Here is a 14,362-nt window from a genome sequence, read left to right as displayed (position 1 = left end):
TCTCTCCGACTCGCGCTGGTGTGCGCTCCTCCACCATAGGATTTCGTTGACTGCTCAGCAATTGATTGCTCAGTAATTGAGGCGGCAGTAGGTGAAGAAGCAGTAAAGTAGTGCTGGTGCACACCGCGAACCGAGACAACGACGCGGCCGCCCGTGCGGCCAGCAGCCCGCTCGTTCACGACTTCGGGCTCCTGATCAAGGCCGCGACCCGCCTGGAACAGCGGATCGACACGGCCCTGCGGCAGGAGTGCGAGATCAGCCACACGATGTTCGAGGTCCTCATCAGGCTCTGCCGGCAGCAGGGCGAGGAGGTCTCGCAGCGTCGGCTCGCCGACGACCTCACCCTCACCAGCAGCGGCATCACCCGGCTGATCGACCGCATGGAGGGAGCCGAACTGGTACGACGCGTGCCGGCTCCGGGGGACCGCAGAAGTGTCCTGGTGGAGTCGACCGACCGCGGCCGTACGGTGTTCCTTCGGGCCGCCGCCGTCCACGCGCAGGTCGTCGAGCGCTACTTCGTCGCACCGGTGGCACCTGACGACTACGAACGCCTGACCAGCTCACTCCTCGAGATCCAGAAGGCCCTGAGCGACGCCTGACCGAGTCACCGTCAGCCGAGTCCGCCGCGCCGACCTGTACGGCGGGCTCGTCGGTCCCACCGGGCACCGGCCGTGCAGCGCTCGCCACGCGGCCCCCGGCGCGTCGACTGGACGCCCGCGGACCACGGCCGGCCACGCACTTACTCACCGTCCCGCCGCCGTCCGAGTGCCGGATCTGTCACGGCGTGCGGAACCCGCGGAAGGTCACGTGCTTACGGCTCTCGAAGCCGAGCCGTTCGTAGAGTGCGATCGCAGTGGTGTTCGTCTCGGCCACATGCAGGAAGGGACGTTCGCCGCGAGCCAGGACGCGCGTGGCGAGCGCGCTCACCAGGCGGCGGGCGTGGCCTCGCCCACGTGCCTCGGGTGCTGTGCAGACGGCGCTGATCTCGGTCCATCCCGGAGGCCGGAGCCGCTCGCCCGCCATGGCCACCAGCCTGCCGTTGTCGCGGACGCCGAGGTAGGTGCCGAGTTCGTGGGTGCGCGGCCAGAACGGCCCCGGTTGGGTCCGCGCGGTGAGGTCGAGCATCTCGGGCACATCGGCCGCACCGAGTTCGACCACGCCGGTGTCGATGGCGGCACGGGCCTGACCGGGTCGGCTGCCGTCGGGCCAGATCATCTGCCGTCCTTCGAGGACGAAAACCGGCTCCCAGTCCGAGGGCGGAGTCGCCTGGCAGCTGAACATGTCGGCGAACTCGCCCCGTCCGAGAAGCCGGGCGAGGTCGGCCCAGTCCGCCGAGTCCGGATCGGTGGGTACGGCCGAGAAGGTCGCGACTCCCGGCAGGTAGGTGGCGGCCCGGCCGAGTCGGCGAGCCAGATCTGCGTGGTGGCCGCGCAGCGACTCGCCCACCGGGTCGTCGAGTATCACGGCATCCGTGCCCGTCATCGGGTTAGTCGCTCGTCGGGCCGTAGTGGCTCAGGAACATGTCCACGCCACTGGTGATGAGGCGGTCGGTGAGGTCGTCGTCGATGTGGGTGCCGTAGGAGCCGAACACCATATGGGGGAAGACCAGCAGCGCGTAGAGCTGGATGATGGCCGTCTCCAGGTCGGGGATGACCAGTCGGCCCTGGTCGGCGAGGGCGCGCAGCGCGTTCGCCACGGCGGGGTGGTGTCCCTCGGGTCCGTGGTTCTGCCAGGCACGGCCCAACTCGGGGAAACGGTGTGCCTCGGCGGCCACGAGGTTGCGCAGGGCGGCGACGTCGTCGTTGGTGCGCACCGAGTGGACCCAGGTGCGGGCCGCTTCCAGCAGGGCTGCCCGTAGGTCGCCGGCCTCTGCCAGTTTCTCGAGAGCTGCGGACGCGTCCCCGGCGAGGGGTTCGTCGAGGGCGCCCGTGATGACGGCGGTGAAGAGGGCCTCCTTGCTGCCGAAGTGGTTGTAGACGGTCACCTTGGACACGCCGGCTGCGGCGGCGATGGCGTCCATCCCGATGCCGAAACCCTCCCGCAGGAACAGCTCGCGGGCCGCCCGAACGATGGCCTGCCGCTTGAGCTCCGCACGGAGGCCGCTCGGGGGCTGCTTCACACCTTTCACGCTCACAGGCAGAGCCTACCAGCCATATGAACTGAACGGTTGAGTTCATGTGAACTGGACGGTACAGTTCAAGAAAGGTGTCCCGCCCCTTCTCTCTCGCCGCAAGGACCCCGTCATGACCCACTCCGCAACCGGTACGCCGCATGTTCCGGAACACACCCACCCGACTCCCGACCCGCGCCGCTGGACTGCCCTGGCGCTGATCTGTCTGGCGCAGTTCATGCTGATCCTCGACGTCACCGTGGTGAACGTGGCCCTGCCCGACATGGCCGCCGACCTCACCCTCGGCCGCGAGACGCTGACCTGGGTCGTCACCGTCTACACGCTCTGCTTCGGCGGCCTGATGCTGCTCGGCGGCCGCCTCGCCGACGCCCTCGGCGCACGCCGCACCCTGCTCGCCGGGCTCGCCCTCTTCACCGCCGCGTCGTTGATCACCGGCCTGGCCGGCAGTGCCCCGGTCCTGCTCGGCGGCCGTGTCGCCCAGGGCATCGGTGCCGCCCTGCTGTCCCCCTCCGCGCTGTCGATCGTCACCACCACCTTCCACGGCGACGAGCGCAACAAGGCCCTCGGTGTCTGGGCGGCGATCGGCGGGTCCGGCGCCGCCGCCGGTGTCCTGCTCGGCGGCGTGCTCACCGACGGGCCGGGCTGGCGGTGGGTCTTCTTCGTCAATGTGCCCGTCGGCCTCCTCGTCCTCGCCGCCCTCCCCGCGTTCGTCGCGGCCCGCGCCCCGCAGCCGGCCCGGCTCGACGTGCCCGGCGCGCTGCTGGTCACCGCCGGCACCGGCGGGCTGATCTACGCACTGGTGGAGGCCGGTGACTCAGGGTGGGCGGATCCCGCCACCCTGCTGCCGCTGGCCGGAGCGATCCTGGCGTACGTCCTGTTCACCGTCGCCGAACGGGCCGGCCGGGCCCCGCTGATGGACCTGCGCATGTTCACCCGCCGGCCGGTCCTGGCCGGGGCGTTCCTGATGCTGATGGCCACCGCCCTGCTGATCGCCTTCTTCTTCCTCGGCTCGGTCCACCTCCAGCACCTGCGCGGCTTCAGCCCGCTGCGGACCGGTCTGTTCTTCCTGCCCGTGGCCGTCGCCACCGGCATCGGCGCACACCTGGGCTCCCGCCTCGTCGGCCGGATCGGCAGCCGCGCCACCGCCGTCGCCGGCATGGTGATCGCGGCCGCCGGAACCGTGCCGCTGACCCGGCTGTCGGACACCGGCAGCGTGTACGCCGTCCTGCTGCCGGGTTTCGCGGTCGCCTCCCTCGGCATCGGCGCGGTCTTCGTCACCGCCACCACCACCGCGCTCGCCATGGTCGAACACCGGGAGGCCGGGCTGGCTTCCGGCGTCGTCAACACCTTCCACGAGGTGGGCGGTTCGATCGGCGTGGCGGTCGTCTCCACCGTCGCGGCCTCCGGAATCGAGCGCGGAGCGGTGGGCGGCTTCACCGACGCGTTCACGGTGTGTGCGGTGGCCGCCGGCGTCAGCGCGGCCGTGGCCCTGGTGCTCGTACCGCGCGGCAAGCCGCAGTTGACCGGCGCACCGCACGTGCACTGATGCGACGCCCGCCGCCCCGCGGAACGGCCCTGCTCGGTCCGCCCATGTCAGGAGTTGCGCGGGGCCACCAGGCCGGACTCGTAGGCGAGGACCACGAGTTGGGCCCGGTCACGGGCATGGAGCTTGGCCATGGCCCGGTTGATGTGGGTTTTCGCGGTGAGAGGGCTGATCACCAGACGGTCCGCGATCTCGTCGTTGGACAGGCCCTGCGCGGCCAGCACGACGGACTCACGTTCGCGGCTGGTCAGCTCCTCCAGCCCCGTACCGGTGTGGGCGGGGAGCGGCTGGGTGATGTACCGGTTGATCAGCTTGCGGGTGATCGAGGGGGCGAGCAGGGCGTCGCCGCGCGCCGCGACGCGTACGGCGTGCAGGAAGTCTTCCGGGAGGATGTCCTTGACCAGGAATCCGGCAGCGCCGGCGCGCAGCGCGTTGAACACGTATTCGTCGAGGCCGTAGTTGGTCAGGATGACGACGTGCACCCCGGCCAGAGCCGGGTCGGCGGCGATGCGCCGGGTCGTCTCGATGCCGTCGACGACCGGCATCTGGACGTCGATGAGCGCGACGTCGGGCAGGTGCTCCCTGGCGAGCTCCAGGCCCGCCTCGCCGTCGGCGGCCTCCGCCACCACCTCGATGTCGTCCTCAAGATCGAGAAGGGCACGGAACCCGCTGCGGATGAGCGGCTGGTCGTCGACCAGCAGGACACGGATCATGACGTGCGGTCCAGAGGCAGTTCGGCCTGCACGGTGAAGCCGCCCTCGCCGCGTGGCTCCGCCCGCAGACGGCCACCGAGGGCCGTGACACGCTCGCGCATGCCCTGCAGCCCGACGCCGGGCGTCGGCGCGCTGACCGGCGTGGCCTTGCCGTCGTCGTCGACGCGTATCGCGAGGGCGTCCGGGCGGCAGTCGATCCAGACCGAGGCGGTGCCGGCGTCCGCGTGACGGGCGATGTTGGTCAGCGACTCCTGAACGATCCGGTAGACGGTCCTGCCCACCGCGGCCGGTACGCCGTGCCGCTGCCCCTCTATCGTCAGTGTCGCCTCCAGGCCGGTCCTGCTCGCTCGTTCCACCAGCTCGGGGACGTCGTCCAGCCCACGCGGCGGGGTCGGGTCGTCGTCGCGCAGCGCCTCCAGCGTCACGCGCAGCTCCCGGGCCGCCTCACGACCGGCCTCCTGGATCGCGAGCAGGGCCTCCGGCACCTCTTCGCCTCGCCTGCGGGCGATATGGACGGCGACTTCGGCCTGCACCTTGATGACCGAGATCTGGTGGGTCAGCGAATCGTGCAGCTCCCGTGCGATGCGTAGCCGCTCGTCGTCGGCCCGGCGCCGCGCGGTCTCCTCCCGGGTGCGCTCGGCCTCGTCCGCCCTCCGCTCGGCCTGCCGCAGCGCCTCTCCTGCGGCCCCGGCCGCGATCAGCCAGGCGATTTCGAGGGCGCCTCGGGCCCGCGCGAACGCCTCGCCCGTGTCGTGGAGGCCAGAGGCGAGAGCCGCGAGGGGGAGGACGGCCAGCACGGTCAAGCTCGCCGCCACCGCGGCGACGCGGTGTCCCGCCCGCACGGCCGCGTACACGGCGAACAAATACGCGACGGCAGGCACGTCGAATCCGACTGCCTGGTACCCCACCGCGCACAGTCCGGTGACGGCCAGGACGGCGACCGGCGCCCGGCGGCGCGCGGCCAGCGCCAGCCCGCCGGTCGTCAGCAGCGCGTACCCGAGAAGGTCCTGGCTCGTGGCGGAGGGCTGCCCGGGCAGCCCCGTGACCAGCAACACCCCCGCCACGCCGGCAGCGATGACCCAGTCTCCGACACGGGCCCGGACACCGGGCTCACCTGCACTCATGCGCGCACCCTAACCGGTCGCCGCCACGGGCGAGTCGCTCTTGTGGATGAGCGGCCGACTGCCGCACCCGCAGTACCTCGGCGCCTCCTGCGACGCTCGTGGTAGCCGGATGCGGCAGCGGCGGCAGCGCGAAGTGTCTGCGCCCGCCGGACGACCGGGGGCGGGGCCTGCGGACATGCTCGGGCGACACCCGGTCGCAGGAAGAGCGACCCCCAGTCGCTGGAAGAGAGGGAACACCTCGATGTCTGTTCGTCGCCTGTTCGCCGCCGCCGTGGCCGCCCTGCTCGGAGGTATCGGCCTTGCCGCACCGGCGGCCGCGCACGCCTCCGCCCAGCCGGTCGCCGCCAGTGTCTACGACTTCAGCCTCGGGCGGCTGGGCGCCACCACGGGCGCGCTGCTGGGGCTGGCCGGCGTGGTCATCGCCTGGCTGGCGCTGGCGCGCCCCTCCGGTCGTCTCGGCGTCGCCCACGGACCACTCGGGGCCAGGACGGCCATGGTGGCGGGGCTGATCAGCATCGCCCTCGGCGGGCTGGTCGCGGCCACCGCCGATGGTGGTCTCGGCACCGGGAACGGGCTGGGCGGGGCCTACGTGGCCATGCTGGTGGGGCTGATCGGCACGGCCCTGGGCGGGCTGGCGCTGGCTCGTTCCCGCCGCACCGGTTGACGGCAACGGCCTGCGGGCGGCCGGGGCTCGACCAGGAAGCTACTTCGGTCTGAACATGGGCACCGCGACATGCCCTGGCCGGGACGGCGAAGCAGATCACCATCCCGATCGAGTTCATGCTCCAGTGGGACGACGAGCACATCCCGCGCGAGTCCGGTCCGGCGCTGCTCGACGCCTTCGGTTCGAAGGAGAAGACCCTGCACGCCGACGCGGGCAGGCACAAGGAACTGCCAGGTTCGAGGCCGACAGCTCCAGGACGTCGAGCAGCGCCCGGCGGACGCACAGGGCACCCGGAACGACTACCCGGGGCTGGTCCCGGGCAGGGATGCGCGACGAGAGCGCGTGCCGGAGGTCGGGGCTACAGCGGTCTCGCCATCGACTCGGCCGAGGAAGGGCAGTACCGAGATGCCTACGAATGAGACAACGACCCCCGGTGTGCAGGTGTGTTCCCTCAAGGTCGACACCCCACAGCTGATCCAGCCCGGCACCACCTACAAGATCGTCAGGTTTCCGTTCGGGGCGGAGGAGCCGACCGACCGGTTTGGGATGCACCAGTCCGTGCAGCCCGACGGATACGTGGTGAACGACTGGGCGACGGATGACCGCAGCGGGCTGATCTGGCCCTCCAGAGCCGGCTGGGGGCACCTGTACGCCATGATCCAGTGGGAGGCGGCCGGCGCCACCGGCGGATATACCGAGCTGCGCGACCAGTACGTGCGTGACCCCCTCGGCCTCACCTCGAACCCCAACGACACGACCGCGACCGAGCACCGCGCCCCGACCCCGGGTGCCCAGTTCTACGCCAAGAGCCACGGCATTTTCGTCGCCCCGGACACCCCCGTCGCGCTGCGCGTCACGCACAACGACGCCAACGCGAAACTCTTGACGCTCGCCGAGTTCAAACTCGTCATCCATCACGCCGAGTAGCTGTGGCTCCGGTGAAGCCGGCTCCTCCCCTCTTCACGCTCGCCTTGGTGTCGATCGTCTCCACGAGTACGGCAGCCGCTTGAGCAGGGTGGTGAGGTCGGCGCGTATCTGTGTGAGGTCGCGCTGTGCGTTGAGGAGAGCGCCGGGAAAGTCGTACGTCACGACGGGGTATTGGTACGACTCCCGCCGCCGGGGCCCCGACGTGCCGGACCGCCGGCGCACGGCGAGACCGCCGGCAATCGGGCACGCGGGGATCGCGTGCCTGCCGACGACGTCCGTGCCGGGCTGTGGCCCGGCCAGAGAGAGGGAGACGCCCATGGCCCCGGACGAGATCGCGAAGACCACATTCGCCTGCTGGCTGCTGAACGAGGCCCGTGTGGCGGGCTACGACACCGACCATGACGAGACCCGCGCGTCGATCCTGGTGATCGCCGCCGTGGCCTTGTCCAACGGTCTCGACACGAAGGCGACGGCAAGCGTTGCCGAGATGCTGGGCGTGACGCGGGCGGAAGTCACCGCCGCGTACGTCTGCGAGATGCGGCAGACCGTCCTGGCCGCACTCCTGGACCACCCCGACCTGGCCGAGGCGGACGCGCGGCTCGATGAGATCGCACGCACCGGTTGAGACCGTCCTGCCGCCCAGGAGAGTCTCGTCAGTGCGCGAAGACGGTGCCGGCCAGCACCACATGGACGGCGGTTCCGGTGAGGATGCTCAACAGGGCGTTGCGGCGCCACAGGTGCATGCCGACGGTGACGGCCAGACAAACTCTCCGGCCCAGCAGCCGCGCTCTCGGCTGACAGACACGTGCGCAGTGATCGTCTTCTGCCGTGTGGGCTAGGCTGAACGGCCATGACTACCGGGACGGCGTCGCGCCACGCACGGATTGGTGACCCGGTGCTCTCCTGAGCGCCGTACGGGCCGGTGCGGGCCCGCTGTTCCATCGAGGCCCTCGCGCTGCCGCGCGGGCTCCGCCTCCGTCGTGTTGATCACAGGCTCGGCACATCAACCACGACAGGAGGACTCATGCCCATCAAGACGCTGCAGATTCCCACCCCGGACGGCCAGGCCGACGCCTTCGCCGCCCTCCCCGACCGCGGCGAGCGGCACCCGGGGGTGCTGATGTACGCGGACGGCTTCGGCATCCGGCCCGTGCTGCGGGAGATGGCCCGCGAACTGGCCGGGCACGGGTACTACGTGCTCGTCCCCAACTTCTTCTACCGGCACGGCCCGGCACCGGTGATCGAACTTCCCGAGCACATCGGAGAAGAGGTCCGGCCCGCGGTCTTCGCCCAGCTGATGCCCTTGATCGAGGCGCACACCACCGAACGTGTCCTGCGTGACGCCGACGCCTACCTCAGGTTCCTCACCACCCAGCCCGAGGTCAGTGCCGGACCGGTCGCGGTGACCGGCTACTGCATAGGCGGTCTCCTGGCGATGCACACCGCCGCGGCCCACCCCGGCCAGGTGGCCGCCGTCGCCGGATTCCACGGCCCCGTGGCCGCCGACGGGCCCGACAGCCTGCACCGCCTTCTCTCCGAGCTCACCGCCCAGGTCCACCTCGGCCACGCCGAAACCGACATGACGCCCGAGGCCCTCGGTGAACTCAACCGGGCTCTGGACGCAGCGGGCGTCGACCACACCTCCGAGATCTACCCCGGCACCGTCCACGGCTTCACCATGTCCGACACCGACGCCTTCAATCCCGCCGCACTGCAACGCCACTGGGACCGCCTGCTTCCCCTCCTCGACCGCGCTCTGGGCACCGGCTGAGGAGACGTGCCCCCTCCCGTTCGGCCAGGACTCGCCGCTGCGTGCGGCCGGGGACTGCGGGTCGGGCAGCACGGCTCGCACCGTGCTGCCGGCGGCCGGTGCGTCCCCGCGTTCGCGGCAGAATGTCCGCATGACCCTCCACTGCGCTGTGCTGGACGACTACCAGGGCGTCGCGCCGACCCTGGCGGACTGGAGCCCCCTCGCCGGCAAGGTCGAGATACGCACGCTCCGCCACAACATCACCGACCGCGACAAGCTCGTGGCCGAACTCGCCCAGTGCGAGATCATCGTGGCCATGCGGGAGCGCACCCCCTTCGACGCCGATCTCCTGCGCCGCCTGCCCCGGCTGCGCCTGCTGGTGACCACCGGCATGCGCAACGCCTCCATCGACCTCGCCGCGGCGTCGGCCCAGGGCGTGACCGTCTGTGGTACGGCGAGCAGTTCCACTCCGCCCGTCGAACTGACCTGGGCGCTCCTTCTCGGCCTCGCCCGGCACGTCACCGCCGAGAACCGGGCCCTGCGCGACGGCGGCCCCTGGCAGTCCACCGTCGGCCAGGATCTGCACGGCCGGACCCTGGGCCTGCTCGGGCTCGGCAAGATCGGCTCCCGGGTCGCCCGCGTCGCCACCGCCTTCGGCATGGACGTCCAGGCCTGGAGCGAGAACCTCACCGCCGAGCGAGCCGCCGAAGCCGGAGCCCGACTGGCCCGCAGCAAGGAGGACTTGCTGCGGAGCAGCGACTTCGTGTCCATCCACCTCGTTCTGTCCGACCGCACCCGCGGCCTGCTGGGCGAGCCGGAACTGCGCGCCATGCGCCCGCACGCCTACCTGGTCAACACCTCCCGCGCCGCCATCGTCGACCAGGGCGCACTTCTGCGCGCCCTGCGGGAGGGCTGGATCGCCGGGGCGGGGCTCGACGTGTTCGAAACCGAGCCGCTCCCCGCCGACGACCCCCTGCGCTCCCTGCCGAACGTGCTGGCCACCCCGCACCTCGGCTACGTCACCGAGCAGAACTACCGCACTTTCTATACGGAAGCGGTGGAGGACATCACCGCCTACCTCGCCGGTTCCCCGGTGCGACTGCTGACGGGCGGCTGAGCGGGGCTGCCACAACGGTGCGACTCCCGGCACGCTTCCCGCACACCGCCTGTGCGCGGCGCCGGGCCCTCGGCGACAGCCGTACGCCACCGCATTTCGGGCGTACGCCGAGGGCCCGCTACCCTGCTGCCTCCTACCGGGCGGTCCCGAAGTCCTGGGTCCAGTAGTCATCGGGCTGAGCGTGACCGACGCCGATCTCCTTGAACGCGCAGTTGAGGATGTTGGCCTTGTGGCCGGGGCTGGACATCCAGCCCGCCATGACCTGCTCGGGCGTGGCGTAACCGTAGGCGACGTTCTCGCCGACGGTGCTCCAGTTGTAGCCGGCACGTGTGATCCGGTCGCTCGGGGAGGACCCGTCGGACCCGGTGTGCGACATGTTCTGGTGTGCCGCCATGTCCTCACTGTGTGCCTGCGCGACCTTGGTCAGCGTCGCGTTCACCGTTACGGGCGAGCAACCGACCTTTTTGCGCTCGGCGTTGACGAGTTCCACGACGCGGGCGGTGGCCCCGGTCGCAGGGGCGGTGGCTTTCGGGGTGCTCGTCGGCCTGGGCGTCGCGGAAGCCGAGGGGGATGGCTTCGACGTGCTACGGGACGCGGTGCTCTTGGGCTTCGGCGCAGTGGCCTTCGGCGCAGCCTTCGGAGTCTTCGCGGAAGCGGTGGGAGTCTTCGATGCCGTCGGAGTGGGCTTGCTGTCCTTGCCGCCCTTCCTGTCGCGATCCCAGTTCTTTTTCTTCCAGTGGTGACGCCACTCGGCGTCCTTCCCCCAATCCTTGTCCGAGTGCCTTGCGGCGCTGTGGAACCGATCTCCTCCGCTCTCCTGCCAGTCGCCGCAGGCCATGGCGGCGGACGGTACGCCCACGGCCGCTATGGCGGTAACAGCGACGACTATTCGGCGGTAATGTCTGTTTTTACGGTGCTTCCCCATGCGTGACCTCACTCGGTGATCGCCGAGCGCCCCTGTGTTGTGGCTCTGCGCAGACTCCGGTCATGAACTGCAAAGACGCCCTGCGGGTGGTCATTCTTAGGACGGCTTCACAGGGGAACGCAATGTACGTTCGTACTACCCCGCTTCGTAGGTCACGGCAGCCCTTGCCATGGGTATGGGTGCGGTGCTGGTCCGGCGTCTGACGCCTTTCGCGGAACCTGTCGACTTGTCAGAAGCCTTTTCTTTTCCCGGATGCGCGCGAAATTGCCGTGCTGGTGGAATGCCGCCCGTCCTGGGTCGCTATTTCGCTCTACCAAGCCGGACAAGTCCCATATGTCGCAAGAGTGGCATCTACTATGCGGCGTGCTTAGTTATGGCAATCGCTGTGACGGATGTCACGGGGGTGTCGTCTGCGGGGGTGCGGATGTATTTCGCGGACGCGTCGGCGGGCGCCTTCGTGATGGGTGACAGCGCCACTGCGGCCGGACGTCATGTTCGCCGCGCCGTCGCGGGCTCATGTCCACTTCGCGCCGGTATGATCCATTTTGTGTTCAGGTCACGACGGCTCCGGCGCCGCCACCGTCCGTACGGTGGCCAGAGGGAAGCCGTACAGCTGTCGCCGGTGATTGTCACTCTCCTCATCGGCGGGCTGGCGTTCTCGACTCCGAGAGAGATCGCCTTCAGCCGCCTCCTGCCCGCGGCACCGGCCCTGGCCGCCGCCTTGTGGCCGGTGCTCCCGACGGTCCTGCTGGGCGCCTTCTGCCTGCTGATCATGATCGGCCTGAGCTTCGTCTACTCGGATCTGGGGACGCCGTACACGGCCGCCGCGATCATTGCGGTCACCCTGGCGGCCGCATACGCGAGCCATCTACGGCTCCAGAGAGAGGAGACGCTCTTCCAGGTCCGGCTCGTCGCCGACGCGGCCCAGAAGGTGCTGCTGCGTCCGCTGCCGCACCGTATCCAGGACGTCGACATCGAGTCCCTGTATCTGGCGGCTCAGGAGCAGGCCCGGATCGGAGGCGACTTCTACGAGGTGGCCGACACACCCTACGGAGTCCGGCTGCTCATCGGCGACGTGCGCGGCAAGGGCCTGTCGGCGGTGGGGGCGGCCTCGGCGGTGATCAACTGCTTCAGGGAGAACGCGTACGACCAACCCGACCTGAGAGGCCTCATCCAGCGCCTGCAGGTCACCCTCGCCCGCTACAGCGAGGCGGTCCCGGCCGATGATCAGTCGGAGCACTTCGCCACCGCTCTGCTCGCCGAGATCCCGTACGGCAGCGGGCAGATCAGAATCCTCAACTGCGGACACCCGCCACCGGTGTTCGTACGGAGCGGGGAGATCCACGTTCTTGAACCCACCCTGCCCTCGACCCCGCTCAATCTCGCGGCACTGCTCGGCGACCACTACCACGTGGACACCGTCGCCTTCGTCCAGGGCGATCAGATGCTGCTCTACACCGACGGCGTGACGGAGACCCGGGACCGCGCCGGCGAGTTCTTCCCGCTGCCGGACTGGATGCGGCGCCAGGGCCCGGCGTCGCCCCGTGAGCTGCTGGACCGGCTGCACGGAGATCTGCTCCGCTACGGCGGTGGAAGACTCGACGACGACATCGCGGCCCTCGCCGTACGCTGCCGGCAGACCTTGTCCCAGGAGTCCTAGGCAAGCGGTCGGCCATGGCGCTGGGAACACCGCCCATGGCGTTGGCACCGCGCGCCGGATGATCCGCGGCGATCAGACGTCGGCGGGGGGCGGGAGGCAGATGAGTTGTCCAAAGCCGGGGCGTCGCTTCATCAGCGCGCCCCGGCTCGGCCTCACGAGAAACGTCCGCAGACCGGGGCCTACGGGACGAGCTTCCAGTCCTGTGAGCCGTCCGCGACCGCGTACTGCAAGGTGAGCGGTGCTCCGTCGGAGGCCCCGGTCAGGTACAGGTCCCTGTTCTTGACCGACTGGAGCTTGAAGAACCCGTCGTCGGTCCTGACGATGTTCCAGCTGCCGGCAGCACTGTCGTCGACCCACTGTCCGATCCGCCGGCCGGCCGTCGCGTCGCCCGTCCAGATGGCCGCCGCACGGCCTCCCGACTTGTTGAGCAGCGTCACGCCGCCTTCGGGCTTGGGCATGACATGCCAGTACTGGGTGTCCGGGTTCGCCGCCGATCCGGCGTCTTCGAGGGTGACATCAGGGACGTCGCCGTTGCCGATGTTGGCGTCGTTGGTCTTGTTTCCGGTGCCGATCATCTGCCCCGTCTTCCGGTTCACCAGCTGGTGGTAGGCCCCGGCCGAGTGGCCGAGATCCACCTCGGCGTACGCGAGCGTCGAGGTGTCCTGGTTGTTGAGGATCGCGATGCGGCCGGTGCCCTCGACGTACTGCAGGGTGCGGCTGTAGCCGGCCCGCGAAGTCGTCTGGTACTCCTTCCACACGCCGTCGCTGCGTCCGGTCTCGTCGACCCAGACACTGCCGCTCCCGGCGGCGTTGTACACCAGGCGCCCGTCGGGGAGCCTGATGATGACCGGACTGCCGCCCGTCGCGAGCGGACGGGAGCCGGCGACGACCGGCAGCGCGGTGACGGCCATGCCGGTAGGGGAACCGCGGAAGAACTTCAACGGGTCGTCCGCGACCTTGTACCTGGTGTTGGCGCCACCGCCCCAGTACTCGAAGGTGAGCAGCCACCTGCCGTCCGTCGTGCGGACGACGTTCGTCATACCGGGCCGCCCGCCGCCGATCTCCGTCTTGCCGCCGCCCATGTCCTGGGTCAGTCCCGCGACGTCGACGACGGGAGCGCTCCACTTCTCGCCGCTCCCGTCCCAGGTCCTGTGGACGAGGATCTGGCCGTGCGAGTCCATGGCCGTGTCGTTCGCAGGGTCGAGTGCCGGTACGCCGGTGGCCGGGTCGAAGCCGGTGTAGTCGTTCTCGTCGGAGTAGTAACAGACGAGCTTGCCCTTGTAGACCATCAGGTACGGCTCCCACAGCGGGTCCACCTGCCGGTACGTGTTCGCGCTAGCCACGTTCCGGCCGATCGCGCCCGCGCTGCCGCCCTGCCAGCCGCCCTTCGCGATGACGTTGACGACCTTCCACGTCACGCCCTCGTCGGTGCTGGAGTACAGGGCGATCGCCATGTCACTGCGGTCGCCGTCGTTGGACGGCGTCCAGGTGGGGTCGGCCGCCTTGTGTTCCCTGTAGTAGTGGTCGTCGCCCGACACGACACCGGCCAGGAGCAGCGTGCCCGCCTTCAGTTCGCCGACGCGCTGCGGAAGCACGTAGAGATAAGGGTTGGTCCAGTTGCTCGTGTACTTCGCGTACCGGGGGTCATCGGACAGGTACGCCGGGGCCTACGACGCGACCAGGCGTCCGCTCGGCAGCTGCGCCGACTTCGGGTAGATGGCACAGTTGCCCCGGCCCTTCAGGCACGGTTCGCTTCCGAGCTGGTAGAGGATCCCGCCCGTCGGGTTGTACGCACGCGCACTGGCCAT

General features: G+C 69.9%; 14 protein-coding genes and 4 pseudogenes. 10 read left to right on the top strand and 8 right to left on the bottom strand.

The window, feature by feature from the left end; translation table 11 throughout:
* Positions 1-116 precede the first annotated feature (116 nt).
* Positions 117-599, top strand: coding sequence for a MarR family transcriptional regulator (locus tag NW895_RS30100; protein WP_289939505.1), 483 nt, complete (start codon positions 117-119; stop codon positions 597-599).
* 178 nt (positions 600-777) lie between these two features.
* On the opposite strand, the gene NW895_RS30095 is transcribed toward NW895_RS30100, so the two are convergent.
* Together NW895_RS30095 and NW895_RS30090 are read right to left on the bottom strand one after the other, a co-directional pair.
* The gene (locus NW895_RS30095) at positions 778-1,482 is read right to left on the bottom strand and encodes a GNAT family N-acetyltransferase (RefSeq protein WP_289939504.1); all 705 of its coding nucleotides are present in this window, start codon (positions 1,480-1,482) and stop codon (positions 778-780) included.
* A 4-nt stretch (positions 1,483-1,486) separates the two neighbouring features.
* On the bottom strand, positions 1,487-2,134 hold the full coding sequence (locus NW895_RS30090) for a TetR/AcrR family transcriptional regulator (RefSeq protein WP_289939503.1): 648 nt from the start codon (positions 2,132-2,134) through the stop codon (positions 1,487-1,489).
* Positions 2,135-2,243: 109 nt separating this feature from the next.
* On the opposite strand from NW895_RS30090, the gene NW895_RS30085 reads away from it, so the two are divergent.
* On the top strand, positions 2,244-3,677 hold the full coding sequence (locus NW895_RS30085) for an MFS transporter (protein ID WP_289939502.1): 1,434 nt from the start codon (positions 2,244-2,246) through the stop codon (positions 3,675-3,677).
* Positions 3,678-3,724: 47 nt separating this feature from the next.
* On the opposite strand, the gene NW895_RS30080 is transcribed toward NW895_RS30085, so the two are convergent.
* A complete protein-coding gene (locus tag NW895_RS30080) occupies positions 3,725-4,387 on the bottom strand; it encodes a response regulator transcription factor (protein WP_289939501.1) in 663 nt (220 codons plus the stop codon).
* Positions 4,384-5,511, bottom strand: a complete 1,128-nt coding sequence (locus NW895_RS30075) for a histidine kinase (RefSeq protein WP_289939500.1) — start codon at positions 5,509-5,511, stop codon at positions 4,384-4,386. The genes NW895_RS30080 and NW895_RS30075 overlap by 4 nt, the downstream gene beginning before the upstream one ends.
* A 241-nt stretch (positions 5,512-5,752) precedes the next feature.
* On the opposite strand from NW895_RS30075, the gene NW895_RS30070 reads away from it, so the two are divergent.
* The 3 genes and pseudogenes from NW895_RS30070 to NW895_RS30060 all read left to right on the top strand — a co-directional run bounded on the left by NW895_RS30070 (position 5,753) and on the right by NW895_RS30060 (position 7,102).
* Positions 5,753-6,175, top strand: a complete 423-nt coding sequence (locus tag NW895_RS30070; RefSeq protein WP_289939498.1) for a DUF6223 family protein — start codon at positions 5,753-5,755, stop codon at positions 6,173-6,175.
* 71 nt (positions 6,176-6,246) lie between these two features.
* Positions 6,247-6,408 (top strand): annotated as a pseudogene (locus NW895_RS30065) (alpha/beta hydrolase); the annotation flags it as partial.
* Between the two features lie 172 nt (positions 6,409-6,580).
* Positions 6,581-7,102 carry a hypothetical protein gene (locus NW895_RS30060; protein WP_289939497.1) on the top strand — a complete coding sequence of 174 codons (522 nt, stop codon included), beginning with the start codon at positions 6,581-6,583 and terminating at the stop codon, positions 7,100-7,102.
* Between the two features lie 63 nt (positions 7,103-7,165).
* Here NW895_RS30060 and NW895_RS30055 read toward each other — a convergent pair.
* Positions 7,166-7,264 (bottom strand): annotated as a pseudogene (locus NW895_RS30055) (nucleic acid-binding protein); the annotation flags it as partial.
* Positions 7,265-7,418: 154 nt separating this feature from the next.
* Here NW895_RS30055 and NW895_RS30050 point away from each other — a divergent pair.
* Entirely contained in the window at positions 7,419-7,727 is a 309-nt protein-coding gene (locus NW895_RS30050) for a hypothetical protein (RefSeq protein ID WP_289939495.1), read from the top strand.
* Between the two features lie 28 nt (positions 7,728-7,755).
* Here NW895_RS30050 and NW895_RS30045 read toward each other — a convergent pair.
* Positions 7,756-7,863, bottom strand: a pseudogene (locus NW895_RS30045) (branched-chain amino acid ABC transporter); the annotation flags it as partial.
* Positions 7,864-8,126: 263 nt separating this feature from the next.
* Between NW895_RS30045 and NW895_RS30040 the strand changes: the two are divergent.
* Both NW895_RS30040 and NW895_RS30035 read left to right on the top strand, forming a co-directional pair.
* Positions 8,127-8,873 carry a dienelactone hydrolase family protein gene (locus NW895_RS30040; protein ID WP_289939492.1) on the top strand — a complete coding sequence of 249 codons (747 nt, stop codon included), beginning with the start codon at positions 8,127-8,129 and terminating at the stop codon, positions 8,871-8,873.
* Positions 8,874-9,003: 130 nt separating this feature from the next.
* Positions 9,004-9,969 carry a D-2-hydroxyacid dehydrogenase family protein gene (locus tag NW895_RS30035; protein WP_289939490.1) on the top strand — a complete coding sequence of 322 codons (966 nt, stop codon included), beginning with the start codon at positions 9,004-9,006 and terminating at the stop codon, positions 9,967-9,969.
* A 133-nt stretch (positions 9,970-10,102) separates the two neighbouring features.
* Here the strand turns inward: NW895_RS30035 and NW895_RS41295 are convergent, their stop codons facing one another.
* The gene (locus tag NW895_RS41295) at positions 10,103-10,408 is read right to left on the bottom strand and encodes a CAP domain-containing protein (RefSeq protein ID WP_354670125.1); all 306 of its coding nucleotides are present in this window, start codon (positions 10,406-10,408) and stop codon (positions 10,103-10,105) included.
* On the opposite strand from NW895_RS41295, the gene NW895_RS41290 reads away from it, so the two are divergent.
* The gene (locus tag NW895_RS41290; protein WP_354670126.1) at positions 10,362-10,712 is read left to right on the top strand and encodes a hypothetical protein; all 351 of its coding nucleotides are present in this window, start codon (positions 10,362-10,364) and stop codon (positions 10,710-10,712) included. The genes NW895_RS41295 and NW895_RS41290 overlap by 47 nt on opposite strands.
* Before the next feature lie 804 nt (positions 10,713-11,516).
* On the top strand, positions 11,517-12,554 hold the full coding sequence (locus NW895_RS30025) for a PP2C family protein-serine/threonine phosphatase (protein ID WP_289939485.1): 1,038 nt from the start codon (positions 11,517-11,519) through the stop codon (positions 12,552-12,554).
* Positions 12,555-12,733: 179 nt separating this feature from the next.
* Here the strand turns inward: NW895_RS30025 and NW895_RS30020 are convergent.
* Positions 12,734-14,362 (bottom strand): annotated as a pseudogene (locus NW895_RS30020) (RICIN domain-containing protein).

The organism is Streptomyces sp. S.PNR 29, assembly GCF_030386795.1.
In the GTDB taxonomy this organism is placed as follows: domain Bacteria; phylum Actinomycetota; class Actinomycetes; order Streptomycetales; family Streptomycetaceae; genus Streptomyces.
This window is presented reverse-complemented; position numbering and strand designations above follow the sequence as displayed.

What these genes read in the sequence shown, in the direction of transcription:
- NW895_RS30095 (WP_289939504.1), bottom strand. Translation starts at nt 1,482, where the DNA reads ATGACGGGCACGGATGCCGTGATACTCGACGACCCGGTGGGCGAGTCG.
- NW895_RS30085 (WP_289939502.1), top strand. Translation starts at nt 2,244, where the DNA reads ATGACCCACTCCGCAACCGGTACGCCGCATGTTCCGGAACACACCCAC.
- NW895_RS30080 (WP_289939501.1), bottom strand. Translation starts at nt 4,387, where the DNA reads ATGATCCGTGTCCTGCTGGTCGACGACCAGCCGCTCATCCGCAGCGGG.
- NW895_RS30075 (WP_289939500.1), bottom strand. Translation starts at nt 5,511, where the DNA reads ATGAGTGCAGGTGAGCCCGGTGTCCGGGCCCGTGTCGGAGACTGGGTC.
- NW895_RS30070 (WP_289939498.1), top strand. Translation starts at nt 5,753, where the DNA reads ATGTCTGTTCGTCGCCTGTTCGCCGCCGCCGTGGCCGCCCTGCTCGGA.
- NW895_RS30060 (WP_289939497.1), top strand. Translation starts at nt 6,581, where the DNA reads ATGCCTACGAATGAGACAACGACCCCCGGTGTGCAGGTGTGTTCCCTC.
- NW895_RS30050 (WP_289939495.1), top strand. Translation starts at nt 7,419, where the DNA reads ATGGCCCCGGACGAGATCGCGAAGACCACATTCGCCTGCTGGCTGCTG.
- NW895_RS30040 (WP_289939492.1), top strand. Translation starts at nt 8,127, where the DNA reads ATGCCCATCAAGACGCTGCAGATTCCCACCCCGGACGGCCAGGCCGAC.
- NW895_RS30035 (WP_289939490.1), top strand. Translation starts at nt 9,004, where the DNA reads ATGACCCTCCACTGCGCTGTGCTGGACGACTACCAGGGCGTCGCGCCG.
- NW895_RS41290 (WP_354670126.1), top strand. Translation starts at nt 10,362, where the DNA reads ATGTCCTCACTGTGTGCCTGCGCGACCTTGGTCAGCGTCGCGTTCACC.